The organism is Oceanimonas sp. GK1 (assembly GCF_000243075.1).
Classification (GTDB): domain Bacteria; phylum Pseudomonadota; class Gammaproteobacteria; order Enterobacterales; family Aeromonadaceae; genus Oceanimonas.
Map to the genome: position 1 here is coordinate 1,951,543 of NC_016745.1, position 21,898 is coordinate 1,973,440.

The following is a 21,898-nucleotide window of genomic DNA, read 5'->3' on the forward strand; positions in this document are numbered from 1 at the left end:
GAGTAACGTCATGAACGTGCTACCACACCACAACAAACAGAAAGGCGCCGTACTGGTTCTGGTGACGGTGGCGCTGTTCGTATTGCTCGGCTTTACCGCCCTGGCCCTGGACGGCGGGTATTTGTTACTAAATAAAACCCGGGTTCAGGATGCGGTGGATTCGGCGGCGTTGAGCGGAGGAAAAACACTCTCCTTGAGTGATGAGGATAAAAATACCCAGGCAGAGGCCGAAAAAGCGGTAATAGAGACCCTGAAAGCCATATTTGAAGGAGAAGGCTTTCAGAAAATGAATGTGGATACCACTAAGTTGGCAGAAACTGTAACAGTTGAATTCTCTCTCAAGCCTGTGCCTTTTGAACCCATTGATGACCCCGCAGCCAAGTACCTGAGGGTGAGAATGGAAACTGTCCCTGTTACCCAGTTTTTTTCCCAGTTAATGGTAGATGTCTGGCAGGTGAGAGCATCAGCAGTGGTGGGCTCTTTAGCTCCGGAAAAAGGAAAAGAAATTTGTGATGTGGTGCCGCTACTCATGCTGGTGGGTCAGGATGACGTAGGTAAAGAAGGTTATGGATATAAAATGGCCTCAGGTAATGAACCCGGCGATATTATGGTGATTAAGTCGCCGGCTGCCGGTGAGCCTAATATGGCGCCAGGTAACTTTCAAGCTCTGAAGCTGGATGATCAGAATGGTGCCGATGCCTATCGTGACGGCTTGGCAGGTGGGCACTGCATTAGTATTAATGAAGACTACGAGGTTGATGAATGCTCCGAGACTGATCCTAACTGCACATTGACAATTACAAATGAAGATAGTGAGAAAGGTAATATGGCTGGCCCTACAAGGCAGGGTCTGAATACTCGGTTTAATATTTACAATCCAGGTAAGTTTAAAGCGCCGACTGTAGAGGCAGAGTATGCTGGGCCAGATGACTTTTATTCTGACTGTGGTTTGTCCAGTGCTGACGTATTAGACTTTAAAGACAATAAGTTGGTTGGTTATCTAGAAGAGTTGCTTAATGATGGTAGTACAACAAAAAGTGAAGTTGACACCTTATTTGAAGAGCTGAAAGAATCTGCCTCTAATGGAGGTGAGAAAAATGCAATACAAAAATATCAGGATGATTTTAATGGGATGCAAACTTATTATCAATATGAACAAAAAATAGATACCTATAAGGCGTATATTGAAAGTGGAAGCAATGTCGACTGCCTTGATGGTAGACGTATTGTTAAGGTCCCAGTCGCAGTTGGCGGAGAGGATGTAGGTAAAAACATTCCCATAATTGGTGTGGCCTGTATTTTCCTTAATCAGGAAGTAACCGGTAACGGACTTAGTCAATATATTGTAGGTGAACTGATTCCGGAATGTGGTGCTGATGGTGATGGAACGAGTGATGACTCAGGCTTCAGCCAACCTAGGCTGGTTTTATATAATGATACCGACAGTGGAGATTCATGATGCGCTCCTTGTTTGTAAAGCACGCCGGTAAACAGAAAGGCCTGGCGGCCGTTGAAGCAACCCTTGTTCTGCCGCTGATGTTGTTGCTGATGCTGGCCATCGGCGAGTTTGGTCGGGCTCTGTATCAGTATGCCACTTTGACCCAGGCATTGCGTGGTGGTGCTTTGTCCATGGACAGAATGGGCACTTATGTTGATAACCCGATAACCAGAGCTGAAAAGGAAAGTGCCATAAAAAATATTATTGTTTATGGTAATGCCGCCGGAGCCGGGAATCCGGTATTGCAGGGGCTTTCCAAAGATAATGTCAGTTTCAGTGGTATTTATGAACTTCCTGCTGATAGTGGAAACTATTATTCGGATATCGGTGTTAGCTACAGCTGGCAACCTGTTTTTGGAAGTGAATTCAATACCTTTGTTGCCGGCACCATATCTCTTGATTTTCCATTGAGTACCAACATGACAGTGAGAGTGAAATGAGGGTGATCCAGGTGAGTAAATCAGGGAAAAGCAAGCAGCAAGGCCTGGCCGTGGTAGAGTTTGCCATCGTTGGCTCTGTGGTGTTTCTTGTACTCTTTGCGGTGATGGAGCTGGGCCGTCTGCTTTATACCTGGTCTGTGCTGAACGAGGTTACCCGACAAGCGGCCAGGGTGGCGACCGTATGCTCTCCCGATGAAAGTGTTTCTGTAGCAGACTCGGTTGCCAGCAGGCTGGGGGGCGGAGTGCCGGGATTAACCGGGAGTAACGTGAACATCGAGTATTTGACAGATGGTTTTATCCCAGTGTCGGGAACCGAGCTGCCTCACTATGTAAGAGCCGGCATTGTTAACTACCGTTTTGAAATGATATTGCCGCTGTCCGTCGATCTTTCCATGTTCAGCCCCAATTTTTCAACCGTGGTCAGAGCCGAAAGTCTGGGTGAAACACCGGATGGCGTGATTGATTGTTTCTAATAATGGAGTCGCTATGACAGACGCCAAAATAGTAGAGCTGGAGCGAGAGCGCATGCAGACACTGCCGGCACTTTCCTGCCCCTTGCAGCTAAATGTGATGGATCCGGACGAGCGGTTGTGGCCCCTGCTTAAGATAAAGCTGCATAACAGCAGCCAGCTGCAGCTTAAAAAGCTGAACGATCAGGACTTTCTGCCCAAGGGCGAGCGGCAGGTGTTGCTGCTGGTGGATCACCCCGTGCTGGCGCCGGTATACGACGAGCTGGAACGCAAGGCCGGGGAAAGCCGCAGTCTTGTGTTTATGGGAGATCCGGCCAACACCGCCCTGGTACGCCGGGCCATGCGCATGGGCGCCGCCGACTTTTTACCGCTGGAAAGCGATCCCATCGAGCTCTGGTCGGCGCTGGTGCGCATTTCCGCCCAGGTATCCGCCAGCATTCGGCTGGCACCGGTCACCGTGGTGGTGAACGGTAAAAGCGGCTCGGGTGCCAGCTTTGTGTGCGCCAACCTGGGGCACTCGTTTCAGATCAGCGACGAAAAAGTGCTGCTGCTCGATGCCAACCGTCATTACGGCTCTCTCGCCGACTACCTCAATATTCGGGAAAAACAGGGCGGCCTGAACGATGCCCTGCAGCGTGCCAACGAAATGGACGCCATGGCCCTGGCGGGCATGGTCAGCCAGGCCCGGGACGGCATGGACGTCATGCCCGCCTCAATACTGCCACTGCATGATGAAAACACCGTCAGCGCCCGCCAGTGCGCCCAGCTGCTGCACCTGATGCGCGGGCAATATCAGCGGGTGGTGGTGGACATGTCCCGGGGGCCCGAAGCCTGGAACCTACCGCTGCTGGAAAACGCCGAGCAGGTGGTGGTGGTGATGCAGCAAAGCCTGAGCGCCCTGCGCGAAACCATTTTTCTGCTGCGCCAGCTGCGCCATGAGCTGGGCATTGGCAAGGATCGCATTCTGCTGCTGGTTAACCGTTACGACAAGAAAAAGGACGTTTCCCTGCAGGAAATAGAAAAAGCCACCGAAATCAAACGTATCGTCACCCTGGCCAACGACTTTGCCATGGCCGAAACCTGCACCGATCTGGGCCGGCTGGTGGCGGAAGAAAAACGCAACCACAAACTGGTGGAAGGCTTTAACCACCTTTCCAGCGCGCTGAAGCCCGGCAATGAGCAAAACGATAAACCGGGCTTATTCAAACGACTGTTCGGTCACTAACCGGACAAAGGGGGTCACGGATGAACCTTGAAGACTATATTCTCAGCCAGGAAGAAGAAGGCCACAAACAACGGCTGCACGGCAAGCTGATGGACATGCTCGACCTGCCCATGCTGCAGACCGTGTCCAAGGAGCAGGCCAGCGATCAGATAGAGCGACTGGCCCACCAGCTGATGCAGGACTCGCCGGTGCCGCTGTCCATGAGCTCGCGCCAGAAAATTGTCCGGCAAATCCTCGACGAGGTGCTGGGGCTGGGGCCGCTGGAGCCGCTGCTGGCCGACGCCGGCATTGCCGACATCATGGTGAACGGCGCCAAAAGCATTTATGTGGAGCGCCGGGGCCGCATTGAGCGGGTGCCGCTTACCTTTCATGACGACGAACACCTGATGGGGGTGATTGAGCGTATTGTGTCCAGCGTGGGCCGGCGCATAGACGAACTCTCGCCCATGGTGGATGCCCGCCTGAAAGACGGCTCCCGGGTGAACGCCATTATTCCGCCATTGGCGTTGAACGGGCCGACCGTGTCCATTCGCCGTTTTACCGTGGAAAAGCTGGCCATCGATACCCTGATTGACTTTGGCACCATTACCCCGGCCATTGCCCAGGTGATGGAGGCCGTGGTCAAGGGCAAGCTCAACATTCTTATTTCGGGTGGTACCGGCACCGGTAAAACCACCTTTCTTAACGTGCTGTCGAGTTTTATTCCGTCCAACCAGCGTATTATTACGGTGGAAGACTCTGCCGAGCTGCAATTGCAGCAGCCCCACGTGGTGCAGCTGGAAAGCCGGCCCGCCAACATTGAGGGCAGAGGCGAGGTGAGCCTGCGGGATCTGGTGAAAAACACCCTGCGGATGCGCCCCGATCGCATTGTGGTGGGGGAGGTGCGCGGCGCCGAAGCCTTTGACATGCTCACCGCCATGAACACCGGCCATGAAGGCTCGCTGACCACGGTGCACGCCAACACCCCTCGGGATGCCCTGAGCCGCCTGGAGAACATGGTGTCCATGACCGGCTTCGACATGCCGGTGAAAAACATTCGCACCCAGGTGGCCTCGGCGCTGGACTTGATCATTCAGCTCGAACGGCAGGAAGACGGCAGGCGGCGGATGATCAGCATGCAGGAAGTGCACGGCATGGAAGGAGAGACCATCACCATGTCGGAAATCTTCACCTTTGAACGCACCGGCATCGATGCAGAGGGTAATGTGCTGGGCCGCCACAAGGCCACCGGGGTGATGCCCAACTTTTATGACCGGCTGGCGCGGCGCGGCATGGTGCTGCCCCGCAGCCTGTTTGGCGACGACGAGCTGCACAAGGGCATTTTCTGAGGGGAGGCGCTTATGAATATGCTGATTTTTCTGGCGCTGGTGGGGCTGGCGGTGGTGTGCCTGAGCATGGCCATGTTTGTGCCCATCAGCCAGCCCCGGCTGAAATATTCCACCATGCTCAAGCGCCGGGTACAGGCGCTGGCGGACGAAAACCGCGAACAGGCCCAGGCATCCATTTTCCGTACCAAAAAGCTGGATGCCCTGTCGCCGGCTTTGCGCCGTATCGAAACCCTGCCGGTAATGGAGCGGGTGGCCTTTTCACTGGAGCTGGCCGGCTCCAGGCTCTATGCCTACCAGCTGGTGTTGATGGTGGCCGCCATGACCCTGCTGCTGGTGGTAGGCAGCTGGTGGTGGCTGCACAATCTCTGGCTGAGCCTGATGATGCTGGCGGTGCCCTCGCTCATTACCTGGATCAAGCTCAAGCGCAGTTACCTGAACCGGCTGGCGCTGTACGAGCAGCAAATGCCGGAAGCGCTGGACATCATGAAACGGGGCCTGCAGGCGGGCTATTCCTTTGCCGACACCATCAAGCTTATCAGCGAACAAATGCCCAATCCCATTGGCCGGGAGTTTGCGCTGGTGTTTGCCGACATCAACTACCGCAAGGATGTGCGCAAGGCCATGACCGGCCTGCTGGAGCGGGTACCCAGCATCTCCAACATGGCGCTGGTCAGTGCGGTGCAGGTGCAGCGGGAAACCGGCGGCAACCTGGTGGAAAACATCGACAAGCTGGCCAAAATCATTCGTGACCGGTTCAAGTTCAACCGCCAGCTGCGCACCCTGTCGGCGGAAGGGCGCATGTCCGGCTGGGTGCTGGTGCTGACCCCCTTTGCCCTGTTTGCGCTGATCTTCGTGACCACACCCAGTTACATTACCGAGCTGGTGAGCACTCCGGAAGGCCATCGACTGCTGATTGCCGGGGCCATTGGCATGGCGCTGGGCACCTGGTGGATCAGTAAAATCATCAAGATAGAGGTGTAACCATGGACACGCTCAATCAAATGCTGGGCCAGGTGCTGGCCGATCCGCAAATGCGCCAATGGACGCTGATTGGCGTGGTGGCCCTGAGCGCCATTACCCTGTTCTGGGGCATCACCCTGGTGGCCAGCGGGGTCACCAGCCCCTACCGTCGCCAGCTGCGGGAAATTCAGCGGGAAGCAGACGAAGACGAAGAATCCCTGGAGCAGCGGCTGGTCATCGCCAAAGAGCACGGCAGCGGGTTTAACGGCCACCGGGTGCGAACCCTGCTGGTGCACGCCGGCTACCAGAAAGGCTCGGCCTACCGGGTGCTTAACGGCATTCGGGTGATGGTGGTGCTGATGGCGCTGCTGGCCACCTTTGTGACGCTCAACATGCTGACCCAGCTGCCCCTGAATGGCATTTTGCTGGTGCTGCTGGGGGTGGGCTATGTGGCTTACATTTTACCGGTGTTCGTGCTGGAGCGGCTGGCCAACAAACGCATGACCCGAATGAAGCTGGCCATGCCCGATGCCCTGGATTTGCTGGTGGTGTGCACCGAAGCCGGCCTGGGCTTTAAGGCGGCGTTGCAGCGGGTGGCCCGGGAAGTGAGCATGAGCCACGAGGAGCTGGCCGAGGAGCTGACGCTGATTTCCGCCAAGCTTCGGGCCGGCTTCAGCATGCAGCAGGCCTTTGACGAGTTTATTTTGCGCACCGGCCTGGAAGACTTTAAAAGCCTGACCGTGGCCATTAACCAGAGCATTCAGCTGGGTACCAGCATTGCCGAAACCCTGCGGGTGTATGCCGATGAATACCGCATCAAGCGCAAGCAGGAGGCGGAAGAAATGGCGGCCAAGGTAGGCACAAAAATGATTTTTCCATTGGTGACCATGATCTGGCCGTCATTTTTTATCGTGGCCATTGGCCCGGCGCTGATCAAGGTATTCCGGGTGTTCGGCAACATGTAATGGCCCGAACGAAACACACCGACTAGCATAAGAACAACAACAAAAACTTTAGCCACGGAACCGGCTTGAGGATAACAACATGAAACATACTGCATTGGCGCTGGTCATCATTCTGCTGTCCGGATGTTCTTCCATGTCCGGCTCCGACGACAACGGGTTGCCTTCCGTCAAAACCCCGGGGGCGGGGGCGATCAAACCCACCAACGGCAAGGAAGCGCAAATGCTGATTGCCCAGTCCCAGACCTCCGGCGATCTCGACGCCATGATCTATGCCTATACCCAGGCCCTGGCCTTTGACGATTTCAAGCCGGTGGAAATTTACCTCAACATCGCCCGGCTGGAACGCCAGCGCAACAACAACGCCCGGGCCGAGCAGGCCTATCGCAGTGCGCTACAGCAAGACGCCAAGCGCCAGGATGCCAAGGAGGGGCTGGCGCTGCTGCTGATAGACATGAAGCGCCACGACGAAGCCGAAACCCTGCTGCGGGAAGTGATCGCCGCCGATCAGGCCAGGCTTGGGCAGCGCACCGCTGAAGCGGGTGAATGCGTCACCAATGCCGACTCGCCCTGGCGCAGTTACAACGGTCTGGGGCTGCTGGCGGACATTCTGGAGCAGGGCCAGCAGGCCCGCAAATATTACCAGTGTGCCCTGCAGATCCAGCCTGGGCTGGCCATGCTGCACACCAACCTGGGTTTTTCCTATTACCTGGAAGGGGAATACCCCCAGGCCGAGCGCGCCCTGCTGCGGGCGGTGAACCAGGAGCCGGAATATGAGCGCGCCTGGAGCAACCTGGGGCTGCTGTATTACCGCTGGGGGCGCAGCCCGGAAGCCCTGATGGCCCTGCGCAAAATCATGTCCCAGGCCGAGGCGCTGAATGATCTGGGCTATATCGCCATGATGGAAGGGGAGTACGAGAACGCCGAAAGCCTGTTTCAGCGCGCCATTGATGCCTCTCCCCGTTACTATCCCAAGGCGGTGGAAAACCTGAGCCGGGCCAAATCCATGCAGGCGGTGAGCAGGCGCTAGCGCGCCTCTTTACACACCGCCATCATGGCCGCAGTCAATTGGCTCAGCTCCTCGGGTTGAATAATGTAGGGCGGCATAATGTAAAACAGCTTGCCAAAGGGGCGTATCCACACGCCCAGCTCCACCAGTCGTTTCTGCACCTCGGCCACCTTCAGTGGTTCATGCAGCTCTACTACACCAATGCCGCCCAGCACCCGCACGTCGGCCACCGAAGCAAGCTCGCGCGCCGGGGCCAGCTCCCGCTGCATTTGCGCCTCAATGGCGGCAATGCGCTGCTGCCAGGGGGAATTCAGCAGCAGCCTCAGGCTTTCCAGCGCCACGGCGCAGGCCAGGGGGTTGGCCATAAAGGTGGGGCCGTGCATCAGCACCCCGGCGGGGCCGTTGCAAATGGTCTCGGCCACCCGTTGCGTGGTAATGGTGGCGGCCATGGTCATGTAGCCGCCGGTGAGCGCCTTGCCAATGCAGAGGATGTCCGGGGAGATACCGGCCCATTCGCAGGCAAACAGCTTGCCAGTGCGGCCAAAGCCGGTGGCGATTTCGTCGGCAATGAGCAGGATATCGTAGCGATCACACAACTCACGGGCGCCTTTCAGGTACTCCGGATGGTAAAACCGCATGCCCCCGGCCCCTTGCACCACCGGCTCCAGGATCAGCGCCGCCAGCTCGTGATGATGTTGTTCAAATACCGCTTCCAGTGCCTGTAGATCGCCCTGGTCAAAGGCCTCGCCGAAACGGCTTTGGGGCGTGGGCACAAAGACATGCTCGGGCAAAAAGCCCTGGTACAGGCTGTGCATGCCGCCGTTGGGATCGCACACGCTCATGGCGCCAAAGGTATCGCCATGGTAGCCACGGCTTAACGAGGCAAAGCGGGTTCTGGGCGTGCCCCGGCCGTGCCAGTACTGAATGGCCATTTTCAGTGCCACTTCCACCGACACCGAGCCCGAGTCCGCCAGAAAAAACCGATCCAGCCCTCGGGGCAGCACGTTTGTCAGTGCCTGACACAACGCTATGGCCGGCTCGTGGGTCAGACCGCCAAACATCACATGGGCCATTTTCTCCAGCTGACGGCTGGCGGCGGCGTTCAGCTCGGGCACCTTGTAACCATGCAGGCAGGCCCACCAGGACGACATGCCATCCACCAGTCGCCGACCGTCCTTCAACTGCAAATGCACCCCCTCGGCGCTGGCTACCTCGTAGCAGGGCAAAGGACGGGTCAGGGACGTGTAGGGATGCCACAGGTGGTGCAGATCAAAGTCTTGATTGTTCATAAAATAATCAAATGTCAACGTCATTGGTTGGTTATGATTGACAGGCTAACATCGGCCCTTACACTTGGCCAGGCAAAACACCCTTGTCAATCATCAATAAAAGGCCGCTGCATGAGCCGTACACCCTGGACCCGCGAGCAGGTGCTCGACCTGTTTAACCGCCCGTTTTTCGATCTGCTGTTTGAAGCCCAGCAGGTGCACCGTGCCCACTTCGATGCCAACGAAGTGCAGGTGAGTACCCTGCTGTCCATTAAAACCGGCGCCTGCCCGGAAGACTGCAAATACTGCCCCCAGAGCGCCCGTTACAACACCGGCCTGGAAACCGAGCGGCTGATGGAAGTGGAAAAGGTGCTGGAGCGGGCCCGTGAAGCCAAGGTCAACGGCTCCAGCCGTTTCTGCATGGGCGCCGCCTGGCGCAACCCCAAAGAGCGCGACATGCCCTATCTGGTGAAAATGGTGCAGGAGGTCAAGGCCATGGGGCTGGAAACCTGCATGACACTGGGCATGCTGAACGCCGAGCAGGCCGGCCGACTGGCCGAGGCGGGGCTCGACTATTACAACCATAACCTGGATACCAGCCCCGAATTTTACGGCGACATCATTACCACCCGCACCTACGCCGATCGACTCAACACCCTGGAAAACGTGCGCGAGGCGGGCATGAAGGTATGCTCCGGCGGTATTGTGGGCCTGGGCGAAAGTCCGGAAGACCGCGCCGGCCTGCTGCTGGCCCTGGCCAATTTGCCCCGCCAGCCCGAGAGCGTGCCCATCAACATGCTGGTGAAGGTCAAGGGCACTCCGCTGGAAAATCAGGAAGAGCTGGACGACTTCGACTTTATCCGCACCATTGCCGTGGCCCGTATTCTGATGCCAAAGAGCCACGTACGGCTGTCCGCCGGCCGGGAAAAAATGAACGACCAGATGCAGGCCCTGTGCTTTATGGCCGGCGCCAACTCCATTTTTTACGGCTGTAAGCTGCTCACCACCCCCAACCCGGATGAAAACAGCGACCTGCAGTTGTTCAAGCGCCTTGGCCTGCGCCCCAGCGGGGTAAGCCAGAAGCCGGACGAAATGGCGGAAATAGAGCTGCACGAGCAGATTGCCGAGCAGAACGCGCCCAAACCGCTGTATTACGAAGCCTGAACCATGCCTTTTAACCTGAGCCTGGCCGAGCGCGACGCCGCCGGGCTGAAGCGCACCCTGCCGGCCATCGACCGGGTGGACGGCCGCTGGCTGCATGCCGGCGGGCAGACCTATCTCAACTTTGCCGGCAATGACTATCTGGGCCTGAGCCGGGCGCCGGAGCTGCGGGCCGCTGCCGAGCAGGCGGCGCGTGAATTTGGCGTGGGTGCCGTGGCCTCGCCCCTGGTGGTGGGCCATCAGGCCATTCACCGGGAGCTTGAAGAAGAACTGTGCGACTGGCTGGGGCTGGAGGCAGTCATGCTGTTCAGCTCGGGGTTTTCTGCCAATCAGGCGGTGATAAAGGCACTGCTTGGCAAGGAGCACACCCTGTGGCAGGACAGGCTAAACCACGCCTCGCTGCAGGAAGCTGGCTTGCTGAGTCCGGCGCGCATGGTGCGTTTTGCCCATAACGACATGGCGGCCCTCGCGGCAAAACTCAAACCATCGGCGGGGCTGATTATCTCCGAAGGGGTGTTCAGCATGGACGGCGACACCGCCCCCTGGCCCGAGCTGGTGCGGCTTGCCAGTGCCAGCGGCAACTGGCTGATGATTGACGACGCCCACGGCCTGGGGGTGCTGGGACAAGAAGGCAGGGGCACCCTGAATGAGCAGGGCCTTGAGGCCGGCAGTGTGAATATTTTTATGGGCACCTTTGGCAAGGCGCTGGGAGTAAGCGGTGCCTTTGTGGGGGGCAGCCGAGCGCTGGTGGAATACCTGCACAACCTGGGCCGCAGCTATATCTACAGCACCCATTTGCCGCCGCCCCAGGCCGCCGCCGTGCTGGCCGCCGTGCGCCTGGTACGGCAGGCCGACGACAAACGGGCCCACCTGCGCGAGCTGGTTTCGCAGTTCCGTGCCGGCGTGGCGGATTTGCCGCTGCAACTGCTGCCCTCGGCCACCGCCATTCAGCCCCTGGTGGTGGGGGAAGAGGCCGCCACCCTGAGCCTGGCTGCCGCCCTTAAACAGCAGGGCCTGTGGACCGGCGCCATTCGTCCGCCCACCGTGCCAAAGGGCTCGGCCCGGTTGCGCATCACCCTGAGTGCCGCCCACACCCAGGCCGATGTACAACGGCTGATCGACGCTTTGCATGGCGCCTGTTCCCCCTCCCCTTGATAAGGGGAGGGCAGGGTGGGGTTTGCACAGCTCCGTCACTCCGGGCTTGCCCCGGCGTCTATCGCAGACAATACATCCATTGGCAGAATGGATTCCGGCTTGAAGGCCGGAATGACCTTACTTACAGCTGATTTCCGGAGAACCCCATGCAACAGGTCGACAAACACAGGGTGGCCGAGGCCTTCAGCCGGGCCGCCGCCAGCTACGACCACCACAATGCCCTGCAACGACGCAGCGGCGAGGCGTTGCTCGGCCATTTGCCGGCGCGGGCCCACACCGGGCTGGATCTGGGCTGCGGCAGCGGCTGGTTTGCCCCGGCGCTGAAACAGCGGGCAAGCCGGTTGCTGGCGCTGGACCTTGCTCCCGCCATGCTGCAACAGGCCGCCACCCGGGCCGAGATTGTGCCCCTGTGCGCCGACATGGACGCGCCGCCCCTGAGCGAGGCGAGTCTCGATTTTATTTTTGCCAACCTGTGCATGCAGTGGAGCAACGACACCGCCGCCTGGCTAAGTAACTGGAGCCGGCGGCTCAAACCCGGCGGCGTGATGGTGTTTTCCACCTTGTTGGATGGCAGCCTGGCGGAGCTGGCCGAGAGCTGGCGTACTCTCGACGGCCACACTCATATCAACCGTTTTCTGCGTGAGCCGGCATTGCGTGAGCAGCTTGTTGCCACCGGCCGCCAATGGCAACTGCACACCGCCACCGAGCAACTGTGTTACCCCGAGCTGAAAGGGCTGCTGCTGGATCTCAAGGGCATTGGGGCCAACCAGGTCAACGACGGTCGCCGCCCCGGCCTGCTCGGCAGAAACGCCTGGCAGCGGCTCAATCTCATCTATCCTAAAAACCAACAGGGCCACTGCGTGGCCACCTACCGGCTGGCATATGGAGTGATTTATGGCTAAGACCTTTTTTGTGACCGGCACCGACACCGAAGTGGGCAAAACCTTTGTTACCCGCGCCCTGATGCGCGCCGCCAGGGAGGCAGGCAAGCAGGTGCTGGGCTACAAGCCGGTGGCCTCGGGCTGCGAGCTGATGAATGGCGAGCTTAAAAACGAAGACGCCCTGACCCTGCAGGCGGAGTCCAGCATTCCGTTGCCTTACGCCATGCATAACCCTTACGCCTTTGCCCCGGCCATTGCCCCGCACATTGCCGCCGAGCAGGCGGGGGAGGTGATTGCGTTGCCCCGTATCGCCGAGGGGCTGGCGCGGCTGAAGGAAACCGCCGCCGACTGGATTTTTGTGGAAGGCGCGGGTGGCTGGCGGCTGCCGTTGGGGCAGGGGCACTTTCTCTCCGACTGGGTGAAAAAGGAGCACCTGCCGGTGATCCTGGTGGTGGGTGCGCGGCTGGGCTGCATCAACCACGCCCTGCTCAGCCTGGAGGCGATTCGGCACGACGGCCTGGTGGTGGCCGGCTGGGTGCTGAACCGGGTAGATGCCCATATGAGTCACTATGAAGAAAACGCCGCCACCCTCAAGCAACTGATTGCCGCGCCCTTTCTGGGGGAGGTGCCGAGACTCACCGACGCAGAGGCCGAAACCGTCGAGAGCTTCATTGATCTTGCACCGCTGCTGAAATAATTCATCATGACCATCTTGAAATTCCCATTAACGGACATATTATGTCTGCAGTTACCTGAATGTAAGGAAAGGTTATGAAACGCATACTGTTGTTTATTGCCACCAACCTGGCCGTGGTGCTGGTGCTGGGTGTGGTGCTGAACATTGTGTTTTCCGTACTGGGCATTGACCGCAGCAGTGTGGGCGGCTTGCTGGTGTTCTGTGCCGTGTTCGGTTTTGGCGGCGCCACCATTTCGCTGTTTATGTCGAAGTGGATGGCCAAGCGCGCTTACGGCGTGCAGGTGATTGAGCAGCCCCGCAACGAAATGGAACACTGGCTGTTCACCACGGTGCAGCGCCAGGCCCAGCAGGCGGGCATTGGCATGCCGGAAGTGGGCGTGTACGACTCCCCGGACATGAACGCCTTTGCCACCGGTGCCAGCCGCAACAGCTCCCTGGTGGCGGTGTCCACCGGCCTGATGTACAGCATGAACCGGGACGAAGCCGAAGCCGTGCTGGCCCACGAAGTGAGCCACGTGGCCAACGGCGATATGGTGACCCTCACTCTCATTCAGGGGGTGGTCAACACCTTCGTGATGTTCTTCGCCCGCATTGTGGCCAACCTGATCAGCGGCGTGCTCAGCAACAACAACGAGGAAGAAGGTGGCGGCATGGGTGGCATTGCCTACTTCGCGACCGTCATGGTGCTGGAGCTGGTGTTCGGCATTTTGGCCTCCATTATCGTAATGTGGTTCAGTCGCCAGCGGGAATACCGCGCCGATGAAGGCGGCGCCTGGCTGGCCGGCCGCGACAAAATGATTGCTGCCCTGGAGCGCCTGCGTCACGGCCCCGAATCGCAGCTGGAAGGCTCCCTGGCCGCCTTTGGCATCAACGGCAAGCGCCACAGCGAGCTGTTTATGAGCCACCCGCCGCTGGAAAAACGCATTCAGGCGCTGCGCGAGCACCGCTAATTCATCGTATTAACCCTGTAGTTTGGTCTCTTTTAACCCCGGCTTGCCGGGGTTTTTTTCATGGTGCGCAGCCCTTGTCCCTGAACAGGAGCGGCTCACCTGCAAAGTGACGCCAAGCGGCAATCCGGTTTTTCTTCATTCATGCACTACCCTTAAACCGTTACTCATGAACGAAGGAGGTGGTTATGCGTTCATTATTCTCTGCGTTGCTGGGCGGTGTGCTGTTGCTGGCCAGTGGGGTTACGCTGGCGAACAGCTGTCCGACCCATATGGCGGCAATCGACGCCAAACTGGCGGAGAATCCGGTTTTGTCTGCGGAAGAGGCGGCCCGGGTGGCAGAGCTGAGAGCCGAAGGGGAGGCCAAGCACAAGGCCGGTGATCACAATGAGTCGGTACGTTTATTGACAGAGGCAAAGAAAATACTGGGCATCTGAAGCTGGTATCCGCATCATGGCTCCGCCGGTTGTGCCGGCGGAGCTTTTTATTTGTGGAGCAAAAGTGATAAACGAAGTTCATCGGAACATGGCCGCGGAGCGGTGCCGCTTTCCGGCCATCGTCCACTGTGCGGATACTCATGATTTTATTTACATTCAGCACGAGCCAGAGCTTGATGAGCACCACTGGCACACGGGCGACCGGCTAATCGACAGCGCCGGGCGGGTGCATGTTTTGTCGCAGAGCGAGGGCGAAGGGCTGTACTGGCGGCGGTTGCCGGGGCTAGTATGCCTGCCGGAACTCAACGCCAGCCTGCGAGCCTTTGCCGCCGGGCTGGGCATTTGCTGCATTCCCAAACTGACGGTACGCTCCGCCGAAGAGGCAGTGGCGCTGGTCGCCTGGTTGGAAATGCAATAATCGACGTAGTGGAGTACTTATGCGTTCATTATTGCGCTATTGCTGTTTTTTTGTGTTGCTTGGAATCACGGCCTGTGGCTCCCGACCGGATCTCCCCGAGGTAAGTGAGGCGCCGGTGGAGCAGGCGGTGTTTCTGAACGAGGGCATGGCGTCGTATTACGGTGCCCGCCATCATGGCCGCAAAACGGCCAGTGGCAAGCCGTTCAATAAAAACGCACTGACCGCCGCGCATAAAACCCTGCCGTTCGGCTCCCGGGTGCGGGTCACCAACCTGCGCACCCAGCGGGCCGTGGTGGTCACCATCAACGATCGCGGCCCTTATGCCAAGCGCCGTGTCATCGACTTGTCCGAGCAGGCTGCCCGGGAGATAGGCATGCTCAGGGCCGGCGTGGCGCCGGTGAAACTGGAGTTGTTGCAATAACCACCCGCTGGCGGTAGGCCACGGATCCTGGCCAGTCGGCCGCCCGGGCGGGAACCCCCATGCCCTTCGCCAGCAGCCGGGCGGCGTTTATCCAGCCAGCATGACCGACGGCCAGCACCGGTTGCGCTGGCAAGGTGTTGAGCCAGCCCTCCACTCGGGCAAACAGTTGATGCAGGGATTCGCCGCCGCCGGGGGCAACGCCGGCAAAGTTGGCGCACCAGGCATCGATTTCCGCCCATTCTATGTCCGCCCAGGGGCGGCCGTCCCAACGGCCAAAGTCCACCTCCTGCAGGGCCGGTATCACGTGCCATTGCCAGCCCCGTTGTGCCAGCAGCCTGCCCACGCCGGCGGCCCGCTGCAGCGGGCTGGTGTGGATCACCTTGGGTAGCCTGTGGCGACGGGCAAACCCCTGGATCTGGTTGGCCAGCCGGCGCAGCTTGCGGGCATGTACGGAGGCGTCGGTACGGCCCAGGCACAGGCCCTGCACCTGTTCGGGTTGGGGGTGGCGCCAGAGATACAGGGTCACAGCTGGGCCGCCAGTCCGGCATAAATGGCGATTTCTACCAGTTGCTGGGTCGCTCCCAGACCGTCGCCGGTGTAGCCGCCTAGCCGGCGTTTTTGCAGCCGGAACAGGTGATAAGTGGCCAGCCCCGCCAGCAGGCCGGCGAGCAGCCAGGCACCGGGGGGAAAGCGGTTCCACAGCAGCCAAAGCGGCGGCAACAACCACAGGCTGGCCAGCCACCATTGCCCTGGGGTGAGTCGCTGGGCCATGGGCTTAGCCTTGGCGTGTTCAAGGTCGCCGCCGTAGGGCAGCAGGGTGATCAGGCTGATGCAGGCCAGCCGTGAACCGCCGTGGGCCAGGACCAGGGCCGCCATGGCGGCGGCGGGAGCAAGGCTGGCCAGCAGGGCAATTTTCAGCAGCAGCGCCAGCACCAGCCCCAGGGTGCCAAAGGTACCCAGGCGCGAGTCTTTCATGATGGTGAGTGCCCGCTCCCGGGTCAGGCCGCCGCCCAGGCCGTCACAGGTGTCGGCCAGGCCGTCTTCATGAAAGGCCCCGGTTATATAAATGCCGAGGGCGGTGGCCAGCACCGCCGCCACCAGCGGATCAAAAACGTGCTGGGCCAGGCCGTAGGCGAGGGCGCACAGGCCGCCCACCAGCAGGCCCACGGCGGGGAAGTGACGGCTGCTCTGGTGCAGCCAGTCCGGGTCGAAACGGCGCAGGGCCGGCAGCGGCAGCCGGGTTAAAAACTGAGTGGCCACCAGCAGCAGAATGAGCTCGTGCCTCATGAGCGGGCGCCGCTGATGCCGGCGTCGTTAAAGCTGGCCATTTCTTCCATAACGGCACAGGCCGACGGCAACAGCGGAAAGGCCAGGGCCGCACCGCTGCCTTCGCCCAGGCGCAAGTCCAGATCGAGCAGCGGCTCGGCATCGAGCAGGCGCAGCAGGTGGCGGTGGCCGGGCTCGGCCGAGGCGTGGCCAAACACCGCGTAGTCCCGGGTGCCCGGGGCCAGCTGGTCGGCTACCAGCAGCGCCACGCCGGCAATAAACCCGTCCATCAGCAAAATGCGCCGTTCACTGGCGGCCTGCATCAAGGCACCGGCCATCATGGCAATTTCCAGCCCGCCCAGGGCAGCCAGGGCGGCCAGGGGGGACTGTGCGGTGGCGTGGCGGGCCAGCACCGCCTGCAGTACTTGCGTTTTATGGCTCAGGCCGTGGTCGTCCAGGCCGGTGCCGCGGCCGGTACAGTCGGCCACCGGCAACGCACCCAGCCGGGCCAGCAACAGGCTGGCGGCAGAGGTATTGCCAATGCCCATTTCCCCGACCAGCAGCAGGTTACCGGGAAGCGCTCGTACCAGCGCCATGCCGGCGTGCAGGGCCTGGCGGCATTCATCCGGGGTCATGGCCGGCTGATGCAGGGCGTTGCGGGTCCCCCTGCGGACCTTGCGCTCAATCAGCTGCGGGTGGGGCGCAAAGTCGGCATTCACACCCGCATCCACCACGTGCAGCGCCAGCCGGTGCTGGCGGGCAAACACGTTGATGGCGGCCCCGCCCTGCAAAAAGTTGTGCACCATCTGGGGGGTGACCTCGGCGGGAAAGGCGGACACGCCTTCTTCCACCAGGCCGTGATCGGCGGCAAAGACCAGCACCTGGGGCTGGTCAATGCGCGGGGTGGTGCTTTGCAGGATTAGCCCGAGCCGAATGGCCAGGCGCTCCAGTTTACCCAGGGAGCCCGGAGGCTTGGTTTTGTTATCGATCTGCTGTTGCAGTCGCTGCTCAAGTTCGGGGTTGGCCAGCGGCGCAATGGCAGGCACTATAAAACGATCAATGGAATGCATGGCGGTGAGTGTTTAACAATCAAGGACTCGCATGCTAGCAGACCCGGTATCAATGCTGAATGGTTTCAACGAGGCGTAATGGACTCAGTTTCTCAAATGGCGCTAGGGGCCGCCGTGAGCGTGGCGGTGATGGGCCGGCATGCCGGCATTGGCAAGGCGGCGCTGGCGGGGGCCTTGCTCGGAACCCTACCGGACATGGATGTGGTGATCGACTATGGCGATCCGGTCAGCAACATGACCAAACACAGGGGCGCCAGCCATGCGCTGTTTTACCTGACCCTGTGCGCGCCGCTGCTTGGCGGGATGCTGGGCAGACGGGCGCACTGGCAGCGCTGGACGCTGGCCATTTGGCTCATCTTCATGACCCACGTCGGCATCGATTTCATGACGGTGTACGGCACCCAGCTGGGGCAGCCCTTCACGGACTATCCCTTTGGCGTGGGCAGCATTTTCATTATTGACCCGCTTTATACCCTGCCGTTGCTGGTGGGGCTGTGGTGTGCCCTGCGCCGGCGCAATGAAGGTGGCCTCAAGGCCAACCGGCTGGGGCTGTGGCTGAGCACCCTGTACCTGGGCTGGAGCCTGGTGGCCCAGTGGCAGGTGGGCATCAAGGCGGAAAGTCTGCTGGCCCGGCAGGGCATTGCGGCCAGCCAGGTACTGGTGACGCCGTCGCCGCTCAATACCTTACTGTGGCGGGTGCTGGCCATGACGCCCACCGGCTATGCCGAGGGACATATCTCGTTGCTGGACCGCGAGCCCACGCCCTTTACCCTGCATGACGGCGGACGGGAGCTGTATCAGGCGTGGCAGGAGCAGCCTCATGTGGCTCGCATGGCCTGGTTTACCAAGGGCTTTTTCAGCATGAGCACGCGGGGTAACGAACTGGTGATCACCGATCTGCGCATGGGGCAGGAGCCGGGGTATGTGTTTAATTTTGTGGTGGCGGAGCGCGCGGAACAGGGCGACTGGCGCGCGCTGCCGGTACCGCGCCAGTTCAGTGAACGGCCAGGCGGGGCAGCCGTTGCCTGGCTGTGGCGCCGGGTTTTGGGCCAGCCGGTCATGCCGCCGGGGGCGGGCAATGGATCGCAGGCGGCCCGCCTGCATTAGCAACCGAACCGGCGGTGCGCGACGGGGCATTCTGGCTCTTAGGCCTGCTCACCCCTCGTTGCGGGACGGACTTTGGCTGATGGCAAACTGCTGCTGGCACTGGGTCTGGCCACCGGGCTGCAGATAGGGGCGCAAAATCGGCTCCATGCCTTTCAGCACCTGCACCGGCAGGGCAGAGGTAAATCGGAAGTTGTCCGCCTGTTCACCGGGCACATAGGCGGTGAGGGTGCCGAAGTGGTACTCGCCCAGATAAAACACAAAGGTGGCGGTGCGGTTGCGGGCCTGGGAGCGGATCACCTGGCCGTAGCGGGTGACGGTCTCTATGCGGTTGTCACCGGTACCGGTTTTGCCCCCCAGCACCAGCGGCGTGCCGTCGCTCAGGCTGAAGCTGCCCTGCAGCCGGCGGGCGGTGCCGCCGTCCACCACCTGAGACAGCGCAGTGCGCAGGGCGGCGGCCACTTCTTTTTGCATCACACGCTGGCCCCGGTTCGGGTTGGGGCCCAGGTGCACTTCATAGGGGGTGCGATCGGCAAAGTGCAGCCCGTTAATGCGCACCACCGGCAGGCGCACGCCCTCGTTGAGAATAATACCCACCAGTTCCGCCAGGGCGGCAGGCCGGTCGCCCGAGCTGCCAATGGCGGTGGCCAGGGACGGCACCAGCTGGTCGAACGGAAAGCCCAGCTGGTGCCAGCGCTCGTGGATCTCGCTGAATACTTCGATTTCCAGCATGGTGCGCATGCGGCTGTCCCGGGCGCTGCGGTGGCGGGTTTTAAACAGCCAGCCATAAACCTCCTGGCGCTCTTCGGCGCTGGCCGCCACGGCGTCGCTGAAGCCGGCATCGGGATGCTGGCGTAAATAGCCCAGTAGCCACAGCTCCAGCGGATGCACCCGGGCGATGTAGCCCTGATCGGGCAGGCTCCAGGCCCCGGGGCCATGCTGGTGGTAGAGCTTTTCTATCTGGCTGTCGCTGAGTTTGTGGTCCCAGGGCAGGCGCTCGCGCATAAAGGCGTTAAATTTGGTCAGTTCCGTTTCGGGCAGCAGGTAGCGGTGTGCGGCCGCCAGCCGGCTGCGCAGTGGCCGCAGGCCGTCAAAAAAGACTTGCAGCTGCTCCTCATGGGTTTTGCCCTGATATTTGTTCCAGAACCGGCGTAAAAAAACCGTGCCCTCCTTGTCTGCAAACCGGCTCAGGTAGGTCAGCCGCTGAGGATCCTTGTCGTCGGTCAGTAGCCGGGCGCGCTGCTCGTCCTGATACAGGGTATGGCGCACCAACTCCCGCATCAGTCGAATAAAGGGCAGGTTAATGGACTCGCGCAAGGCTTCTATCAGGGTGGGGCGGCGGCCGTTGTCTTCCTTGCGGAAGTTGGCAAAGGTGTGCAGGCCACTGCCGGTAAAAAAGCGCTCATGGGGACTGGCGGAGAAACGCCGCTCCAGGGCGGCGCTGAGCATGGTATCCAGGCTGCGATCCGGGCTGCGGATCAGGTGGTCGATGGCCCAGCGGCTGAGCTCATCGTTGCGGTGAGGCGTCAGCTCGCGCAGGGCCGGCAGGGTTTTGCCGGCATGCAGCCGGTGCAGCTCCGCCACCATTTGCAGGTAGGTGGTCAGCACCCTGAGTTTGGCGGTAGAGCCCAGCTCCAGTTTGCTGCTGTCGTTGATATCAAAGGGCTGACCGGTGTTGTCGGTCTGGACCCGTACCTTGAAGCTGTTTTCACTGCGCTCAAACAGGGTAAAGCTGTAACGCACATCGCCGGTTTTTTCCGGCGACAGCAGGCGCTCGCCATAAAGGCCAATCTCGCGGGCAAAATCGGGGTTGGCCAGTTGTGTCAGATAGTGGCTGACTTCCTGTTGCAGTTGGGCGTTAAGGGTGCTTTCAGCGTGCAGATCAAGCCGGTCCAGCTCGTAATAGCCCAGCCCCAGCAGGCTGGCCAGCCGGCCCCTGGAGGCATACAGCAGCTTGCTTTGCTCCACCCGTTGCAGCACCGGATGGGTGGTGAAGTTGCGAAAGTTCAACCGCTGGGCCAGGGCGGCGTCCCGCAGGGTGGGCGTGATCAGGCCGGCATCCGCCTGCACCCGCAAATAGCTGTCGGTCAGTTGCTCCAGCTCGTCGCGTCCGGCAAACAGATAATGGGACGGCCGGCGCTGGGCAATCATCAGCGCCATTATCTGACGCAGGGCCAGGCCCTGTTCGCCCAGCGGCAGTTCGGTATTCTGGGTGGGATCGAGCAGGGCGTTCACCCGCTCCAGCTCGGCGCCAAACCAGATCCACAGGCCGTCGCCCAGGCCGTGCACCTCGCCATGGCCGGGGGCGGCAGACAGTGGCACCGAGTTGAGGTAAGACAGTGCCACCTGCCGGCGGGCTGCCAGGGTTTGCGGGCCTAGCTGGTAGGCGCGTACGCTGGCAGAGATCATCTGGCGGATTTTTTCGCCGGGGGAGTGGGTGCGTCCACCGGGAGAGTGGCGGAATTTCTCTATCTGGGTAGCCAGGGTACTGCCGCCGGCGGAGTCATCCTGCAGATCCAGCGCCCGGCCCACCTGGGAAAGGGCCGCTCGGGCAAAACGCGGCCAGTCCACCGCCGGGTTGGCCAGGGGCTGCTCGGTACTGAGCAGGGTGCGGTTCTCAATAAACAGCAGGGTGGCGAGCACCTGGGGCGCAATGTCGTCAAAGCGCTCGTAGTGGCGCTGTGGATAGCGGTGATCATAAATCGGCTCGGCACGGCAGTCGTTCAGGCTGAGGCCGGCCTGAGTTTTCTCGGTGTAGGGCACAAAGAAGCCGTGCTGGCTGTAGTTGAGCAGGGCGGTGGAAAACTGGGTTTGCTGTTCGACCACAAAGTTCTGCTGCTGCAGCCGTTCCAGCAGGGCTGGCAGCCGGGAATAGCCCAGGCGCTGGTCAAAGGGGCCGTGAGCGGGAAAGCGTATCGCCGAGCTGGGGCCGGCTTCCAGCTGGTAGGTCAGGGTGGCGGCGTAGCGGGAGAGCTCCCGGGATTGCAGGTGGGAGGTGCGCAGCTCGTAGCCGATGGCGGTCAGCCCGGCCGCCAGCAACAGCAGCAGTAACAACCAGGCCAGCCAGCGCCAGCGGCGTGCCGGCCTGAATACTGGCCGGGTCTCAGGCTCCTGATCCATCAGTCGAGCCGGAGTGTGTTCCGAATGCGATGTTGCGCTCATGGTGTTCCCCTGTGCCCCT

22 protein-coding genes are annotated in these 21,898 nt (G+C 60.5%); 17 read left to right on the plus strand and 5 right to left on the minus strand.

What is annotated here, in order from left to right; translation table 11 throughout:
- Nucleotides 1-10: 10 nt before the first annotated feature.
- The 8 genes from GU3_RS09285 to GU3_RS09320 all read left to right on the plus strand — a co-directional run bounded on the left by GU3_RS09285 (nucleotide 11) and on the right by GU3_RS09320 (nucleotide 7,913).
- Complete coding sequence (locus tag GU3_RS09285) at nucleotides 11-1,459, plus strand: TadE/TadG family type IV pilus assembly protein (protein WP_014292272.1); 1,449 nt, start codon at nucleotides 11-13, stop codon at nucleotides 1,457-1,459.
- Entirely contained in the window at nucleotides 1,456-1,938 is a 483-nt protein-coding gene (locus tag GU3_RS09290; protein WP_237711126.1) for a TadE/TadG family type IV pilus assembly protein, read from the plus strand. The genes GU3_RS09285 and GU3_RS09290 overlap by 4 nt, the downstream gene beginning before the upstream one ends.
- On the plus strand, nucleotides 1,935-2,411 hold the full coding sequence (locus GU3_RS09295) for a TadE/TadG family type IV pilus assembly protein (RefSeq protein WP_014292274.1): 477 nt from the start codon (nucleotides 1,935-1,937) through the stop codon (nucleotides 2,409-2,411). Before GU3_RS09290 ends, GU3_RS09295 begins: the two co-directional genes overlap by 4 nt.
- 13 nt (nucleotides 2,412-2,424) lie before the next feature.
- The gene (locus GU3_RS09300) at nucleotides 2,425-3,633 is read left to right on the plus strand and encodes a cellulose synthase operon protein YhjQ/BcsQ (protein WP_014292275.1); all 1,209 of its coding nucleotides are present in this window, start codon (nucleotides 2,425-2,427) and stop codon (nucleotides 3,631-3,633) included.
- Between the two features lie 20 nt (nucleotides 3,634-3,653).
- A complete protein-coding gene (locus tag GU3_RS09305; RefSeq protein ID WP_014292276.1) occupies nucleotides 3,654-4,961 on the plus strand; it encodes a CpaF family protein in 1,308 nt (435 codons plus the stop codon).
- Nucleotides 4,962-4,973: 12 nt separating this feature from the next.
- Nucleotides 4,974-5,942: a type II secretion system F family protein gene (locus tag GU3_RS09310; RefSeq protein WP_014292277.1), complete on the plus strand. Its 969-nt coding sequence runs from the start codon at nucleotides 4,974-4,976 to the stop codon at nucleotides 5,940-5,942.
- Nucleotides 5,943-5,944: 2 nt separating this feature from the next.
- On the plus strand, nucleotides 5,945-6,886 hold the full coding sequence (locus GU3_RS09315; RefSeq protein WP_014292278.1) for a type II secretion system F family protein: 942 nt from the start codon (nucleotides 5,945-5,947) through the stop codon (nucleotides 6,884-6,886).
- A 79-nt stretch (nucleotides 6,887-6,965) separates the two neighbouring features.
- A complete protein-coding gene (locus GU3_RS09320; RefSeq protein ID WP_014292279.1) occupies nucleotides 6,966-7,913 on the plus strand; it encodes a lipopolysaccharide assembly protein LapB in 948 nt (315 codons plus the stop codon).
- Here the strand turns inward: GU3_RS09320 and bioA are convergent.
- Nucleotides 7,910-9,181 carry an adenosylmethionine--8-amino-7-oxononanoate transaminase gene (gene bioA / locus GU3_RS09325; RefSeq protein WP_014292280.1) on the minus strand — a complete coding sequence of 424 codons (1,272 nt, stop codon included), beginning with the start codon at nucleotides 9,179-9,181 and terminating at the stop codon, nucleotides 7,910-7,912. The genes GU3_RS09320 and bioA overlap by 4 nt on opposite strands.
- A gap of 111 nt (nucleotides 9,182-9,292) precedes the next feature.
- On the opposite strand from bioA, the gene bioB reads away from it, so the two are divergent.
- The 8 genes from bioB to GU3_RS09365 all read left to right on the plus strand — a co-directional run bounded on the left by bioB (nucleotide 9,293) and on the right by GU3_RS09365 (nucleotide 15,277).
- On the plus strand, nucleotides 9,293-10,324 hold the full coding sequence (gene bioB, locus GU3_RS09330; RefSeq protein WP_014292281.1) for a biotin synthase BioB: 1,032 nt from the start codon (nucleotides 9,293-9,295) through the stop codon (nucleotides 10,322-10,324).
- Between the two features lie 3 nt (nucleotides 10,325-10,327).
- Nucleotides 10,328-11,476 (plus strand): 8-amino-7-oxononanoate synthase, encoded by a 1,149-nt coding sequence (gene bioF / locus GU3_RS09335; protein ID WP_014292282.1) that lies wholly within the window; start codon nucleotides 10,328-10,330, stop codon nucleotides 11,474-11,476.
- Nucleotides 11,477-11,622: 146 nt separating this feature from the next.
- Nucleotides 11,623-12,378, plus strand: coding sequence for a methyltransferase domain-containing protein (locus GU3_RS09340; protein WP_014292283.1), 756 nt, complete (start codon nucleotides 11,623-11,625; stop codon nucleotides 12,376-12,378).
- Nucleotides 12,371-13,054, plus strand: a complete 684-nt coding sequence (gene bioD / locus GU3_RS09345) for a dethiobiotin synthase (RefSeq protein ID WP_014292284.1) — start codon at nucleotides 12,371-12,373, stop codon at nucleotides 13,052-13,054. Before GU3_RS09340 ends, bioD begins: the two co-directional genes overlap by 8 nt.
- A gap of 74 nt (nucleotides 13,055-13,128) precedes the next feature.
- Complete coding sequence (gene htpX, locus GU3_RS09350) at nucleotides 13,129-14,004, plus strand: protease HtpX (protein WP_014292285.1); 876 nt, start codon at nucleotides 13,129-13,131, stop codon at nucleotides 14,002-14,004.
- A gap of 185 nt (nucleotides 14,005-14,189) precedes the next feature.
- Nucleotides 14,190-14,438, plus strand: a complete 249-nt coding sequence (locus GU3_RS09355) for a hypothetical protein (protein WP_014292286.1) — start codon at nucleotides 14,190-14,192, stop codon at nucleotides 14,436-14,438.
- Nucleotides 14,439-14,454: 16 nt separating this feature from the next.
- On the plus strand, nucleotides 14,455-14,856 hold the full coding sequence (locus GU3_RS09360) for a DUF4144 domain-containing protein (protein ID WP_148265883.1): 402 nt from the start codon (nucleotides 14,455-14,457) through the stop codon (nucleotides 14,854-14,856).
- Between the two features lie 19 nt (nucleotides 14,857-14,875).
- The gene (locus tag GU3_RS09365; protein WP_083829453.1) at nucleotides 14,876-15,277 is read left to right on the plus strand and encodes a septal ring lytic transglycosylase RlpA family protein; all 402 of its coding nucleotides are present in this window, start codon (nucleotides 14,876-14,878) and stop codon (nucleotides 15,275-15,277) included.
- Here the strand turns inward: GU3_RS09365 and GU3_RS09370 are convergent.
- Genes GU3_RS09370 through cobT form a run of 3 tightly spaced genes read right to left on the minus strand, consistent with a single transcriptional unit; the run spans nucleotide 15,234 to nucleotide 17,613 of the window.
- Entirely contained in the window at nucleotides 15,234-15,803 is a 570-nt protein-coding gene (locus tag GU3_RS09370) for a histidine phosphatase family protein (RefSeq protein WP_014292289.1), read from the minus strand. The two genes, GU3_RS09365 and GU3_RS09370, sit on opposite strands and share 44 nt — an antisense overlap.
- On the minus strand, nucleotides 15,800-16,564 hold the full coding sequence (gene cobS / locus GU3_RS09375; protein ID WP_014292290.1) for an adenosylcobinamide-GDP ribazoletransferase: 765 nt from the start codon (nucleotides 16,562-16,564) through the stop codon (nucleotides 15,800-15,802). The genes GU3_RS09370 and cobS overlap by 4 nt, the downstream gene beginning before the upstream one ends.
- Complete coding sequence (gene cobT, locus GU3_RS09380; protein WP_014292291.1) at nucleotides 16,561-17,613, minus strand: nicotinate-nucleotide--dimethylbenzimidazole phosphoribosyltransferase; 1,053 nt, start codon at nucleotides 17,611-17,613, stop codon at nucleotides 16,561-16,563. Before cobT ends, cobS begins: the two co-directional genes overlap by 4 nt.
- 78 nt (nucleotides 17,614-17,691) lie before the next feature.
- On the opposite strand from cobT, the gene GU3_RS09385 reads away from it, so the two are divergent.
- A complete protein-coding gene (locus GU3_RS09385; protein WP_050899367.1) occupies nucleotides 17,692-18,720 on the plus strand; it encodes a metal-dependent hydrolase in 1,029 nt (342 codons plus the stop codon).
- Nucleotides 18,721-18,768: 48 nt separating this feature from the next.
- Here GU3_RS09385 and GU3_RS09390 read toward each other — a convergent pair whose 3' ends face one another.
- Nucleotides 18,769-21,879: a transglycosylase domain-containing protein gene (locus GU3_RS09390; protein ID WP_148265884.1), complete on the minus strand. Its 3,111-nt coding sequence runs from the start codon at nucleotides 21,877-21,879 to the stop codon at nucleotides 18,769-18,771.
- Nucleotides 21,880-21,898: the final 19 nt, after the last annotated feature.

What these genes read in the sequence shown, in the direction of transcription:
- bioF (WP_014292282.1), top strand. Translation starts at nt 10,328, where the DNA reads ATGCCTTTTAACCTGAGCCTGGCCGAGCGCGACGCCGCCGGGCTGAAG.
- GU3_RS09365 (WP_083829453.1), top strand. Translation starts at nt 14,876, where the DNA reads ATGCGTTCATTATTGCGCTATTGCTGTTTTTTTGTGTTGCTTGGAATC.
- GU3_RS09355 (WP_014292286.1), top strand. Translation starts at nt 14,190, where the DNA reads ATGCGTTCATTATTCTCTGCGTTGCTGGGCGGTGTGCTGTTGCTGGCC.
- GU3_RS09285 (WP_014292272.1), top strand. Translation starts at nt 11, where the DNA reads ATGAACGTGCTACCACACCACAACAAACAGAAAGGCGCCGTACTGGTT.
- bioB (WP_014292281.1), top strand. Translation starts at nt 9,293, where the DNA reads ATGAGCCGTACACCCTGGACCCGCGAGCAGGTGCTCGACCTGTTTAAC.
- GU3_RS09305 (WP_014292276.1), top strand. Translation starts at nt 3,654, where the DNA reads ATGAACCTTGAAGACTATATTCTCAGCCAGGAAGAAGAAGGCCACAAA.
- GU3_RS09315 (WP_014292278.1), top strand. Translation starts at nt 5,945, where the DNA reads ATGGACACGCTCAATCAAATGCTGGGCCAGGTGCTGGCCGATCCGCAA.
- GU3_RS09295 (WP_014292274.1), top strand. Translation starts at nt 1,935, where the DNA reads ATGAGGGTGATCCAGGTGAGTAAATCAGGGAAAAGCAAGCAGCAAGGC.
- GU3_RS09300 (WP_014292275.1), top strand. Translation starts at nt 2,425, where the DNA reads ATGACAGACGCCAAAATAGTAGAGCTGGAGCGAGAGCGCATGCAGACA.
- bioA (WP_014292280.1), bottom strand. Translation starts at nt 9,181, where the DNA reads ATGAACAATCAAGACTTTGATCTGCACCACCTGTGGCATCCCTACACG.
- GU3_RS09290 (WP_237711126.1), top strand. Translation starts at nt 1,456, where the DNA reads ATGATGCGCTCCTTGTTTGTAAAGCACGCCGGTAAACAGAAAGGCCTG.
- GU3_RS09360 (WP_148265883.1), top strand. Translation starts at nt 14,455, where the DNA reads ATGGCTCCGCCGGTTGTGCCGGCGGAGCTTTTTATTTGTGGAGCAAAA.
- htpX (WP_014292285.1), top strand. Translation starts at nt 13,129, where the DNA reads ATGAAACGCATACTGTTGTTTATTGCCACCAACCTGGCCGTGGTGCTG.
- cobT (WP_014292291.1), bottom strand. Translation starts at nt 17,613, where the DNA reads ATGCATTCCATTGATCGTTTTATAGTGCCTGCCATTGCGCCGCTGGCC.
- cobS (WP_014292290.1), bottom strand. Translation starts at nt 16,564, where the DNA reads ATGAGGCACGAGCTCATTCTGCTGCTGGTGGCCACTCAGTTTTTAACC.
- GU3_RS09310 (WP_014292277.1), top strand. Translation starts at nt 4,974, where the DNA reads ATGAATATGCTGATTTTTCTGGCGCTGGTGGGGCTGGCGGTGGTGTGC.
- bioD (WP_014292284.1), top strand. Translation starts at nt 12,371, where the DNA reads ATGGCTAAGACCTTTTTTGTGACCGGCACCGACACCGAAGTGGGCAAA.
- GU3_RS09340 (WP_014292283.1), top strand. Translation starts at nt 11,623, where the DNA reads ATGCAACAGGTCGACAAACACAGGGTGGCCGAGGCCTTCAGCCGGGCC.
- GU3_RS09385 (WP_050899367.1), top strand. Translation starts at nt 17,692, where the DNA reads ATGGACTCAGTTTCTCAAATGGCGCTAGGGGCCGCCGTGAGCGTGGCG.
- GU3_RS09320 (WP_014292279.1), top strand. Translation starts at nt 6,966, where the DNA reads ATGAAACATACTGCATTGGCGCTGGTCATCATTCTGCTGTCCGGATGT.
- GU3_RS09390 (WP_148265884.1), bottom strand. Translation starts at nt 21,879, where the DNA reads ATGAGCGCAACATCGCATTCGGAACACACTCCGGCTCGACTGATGGAT.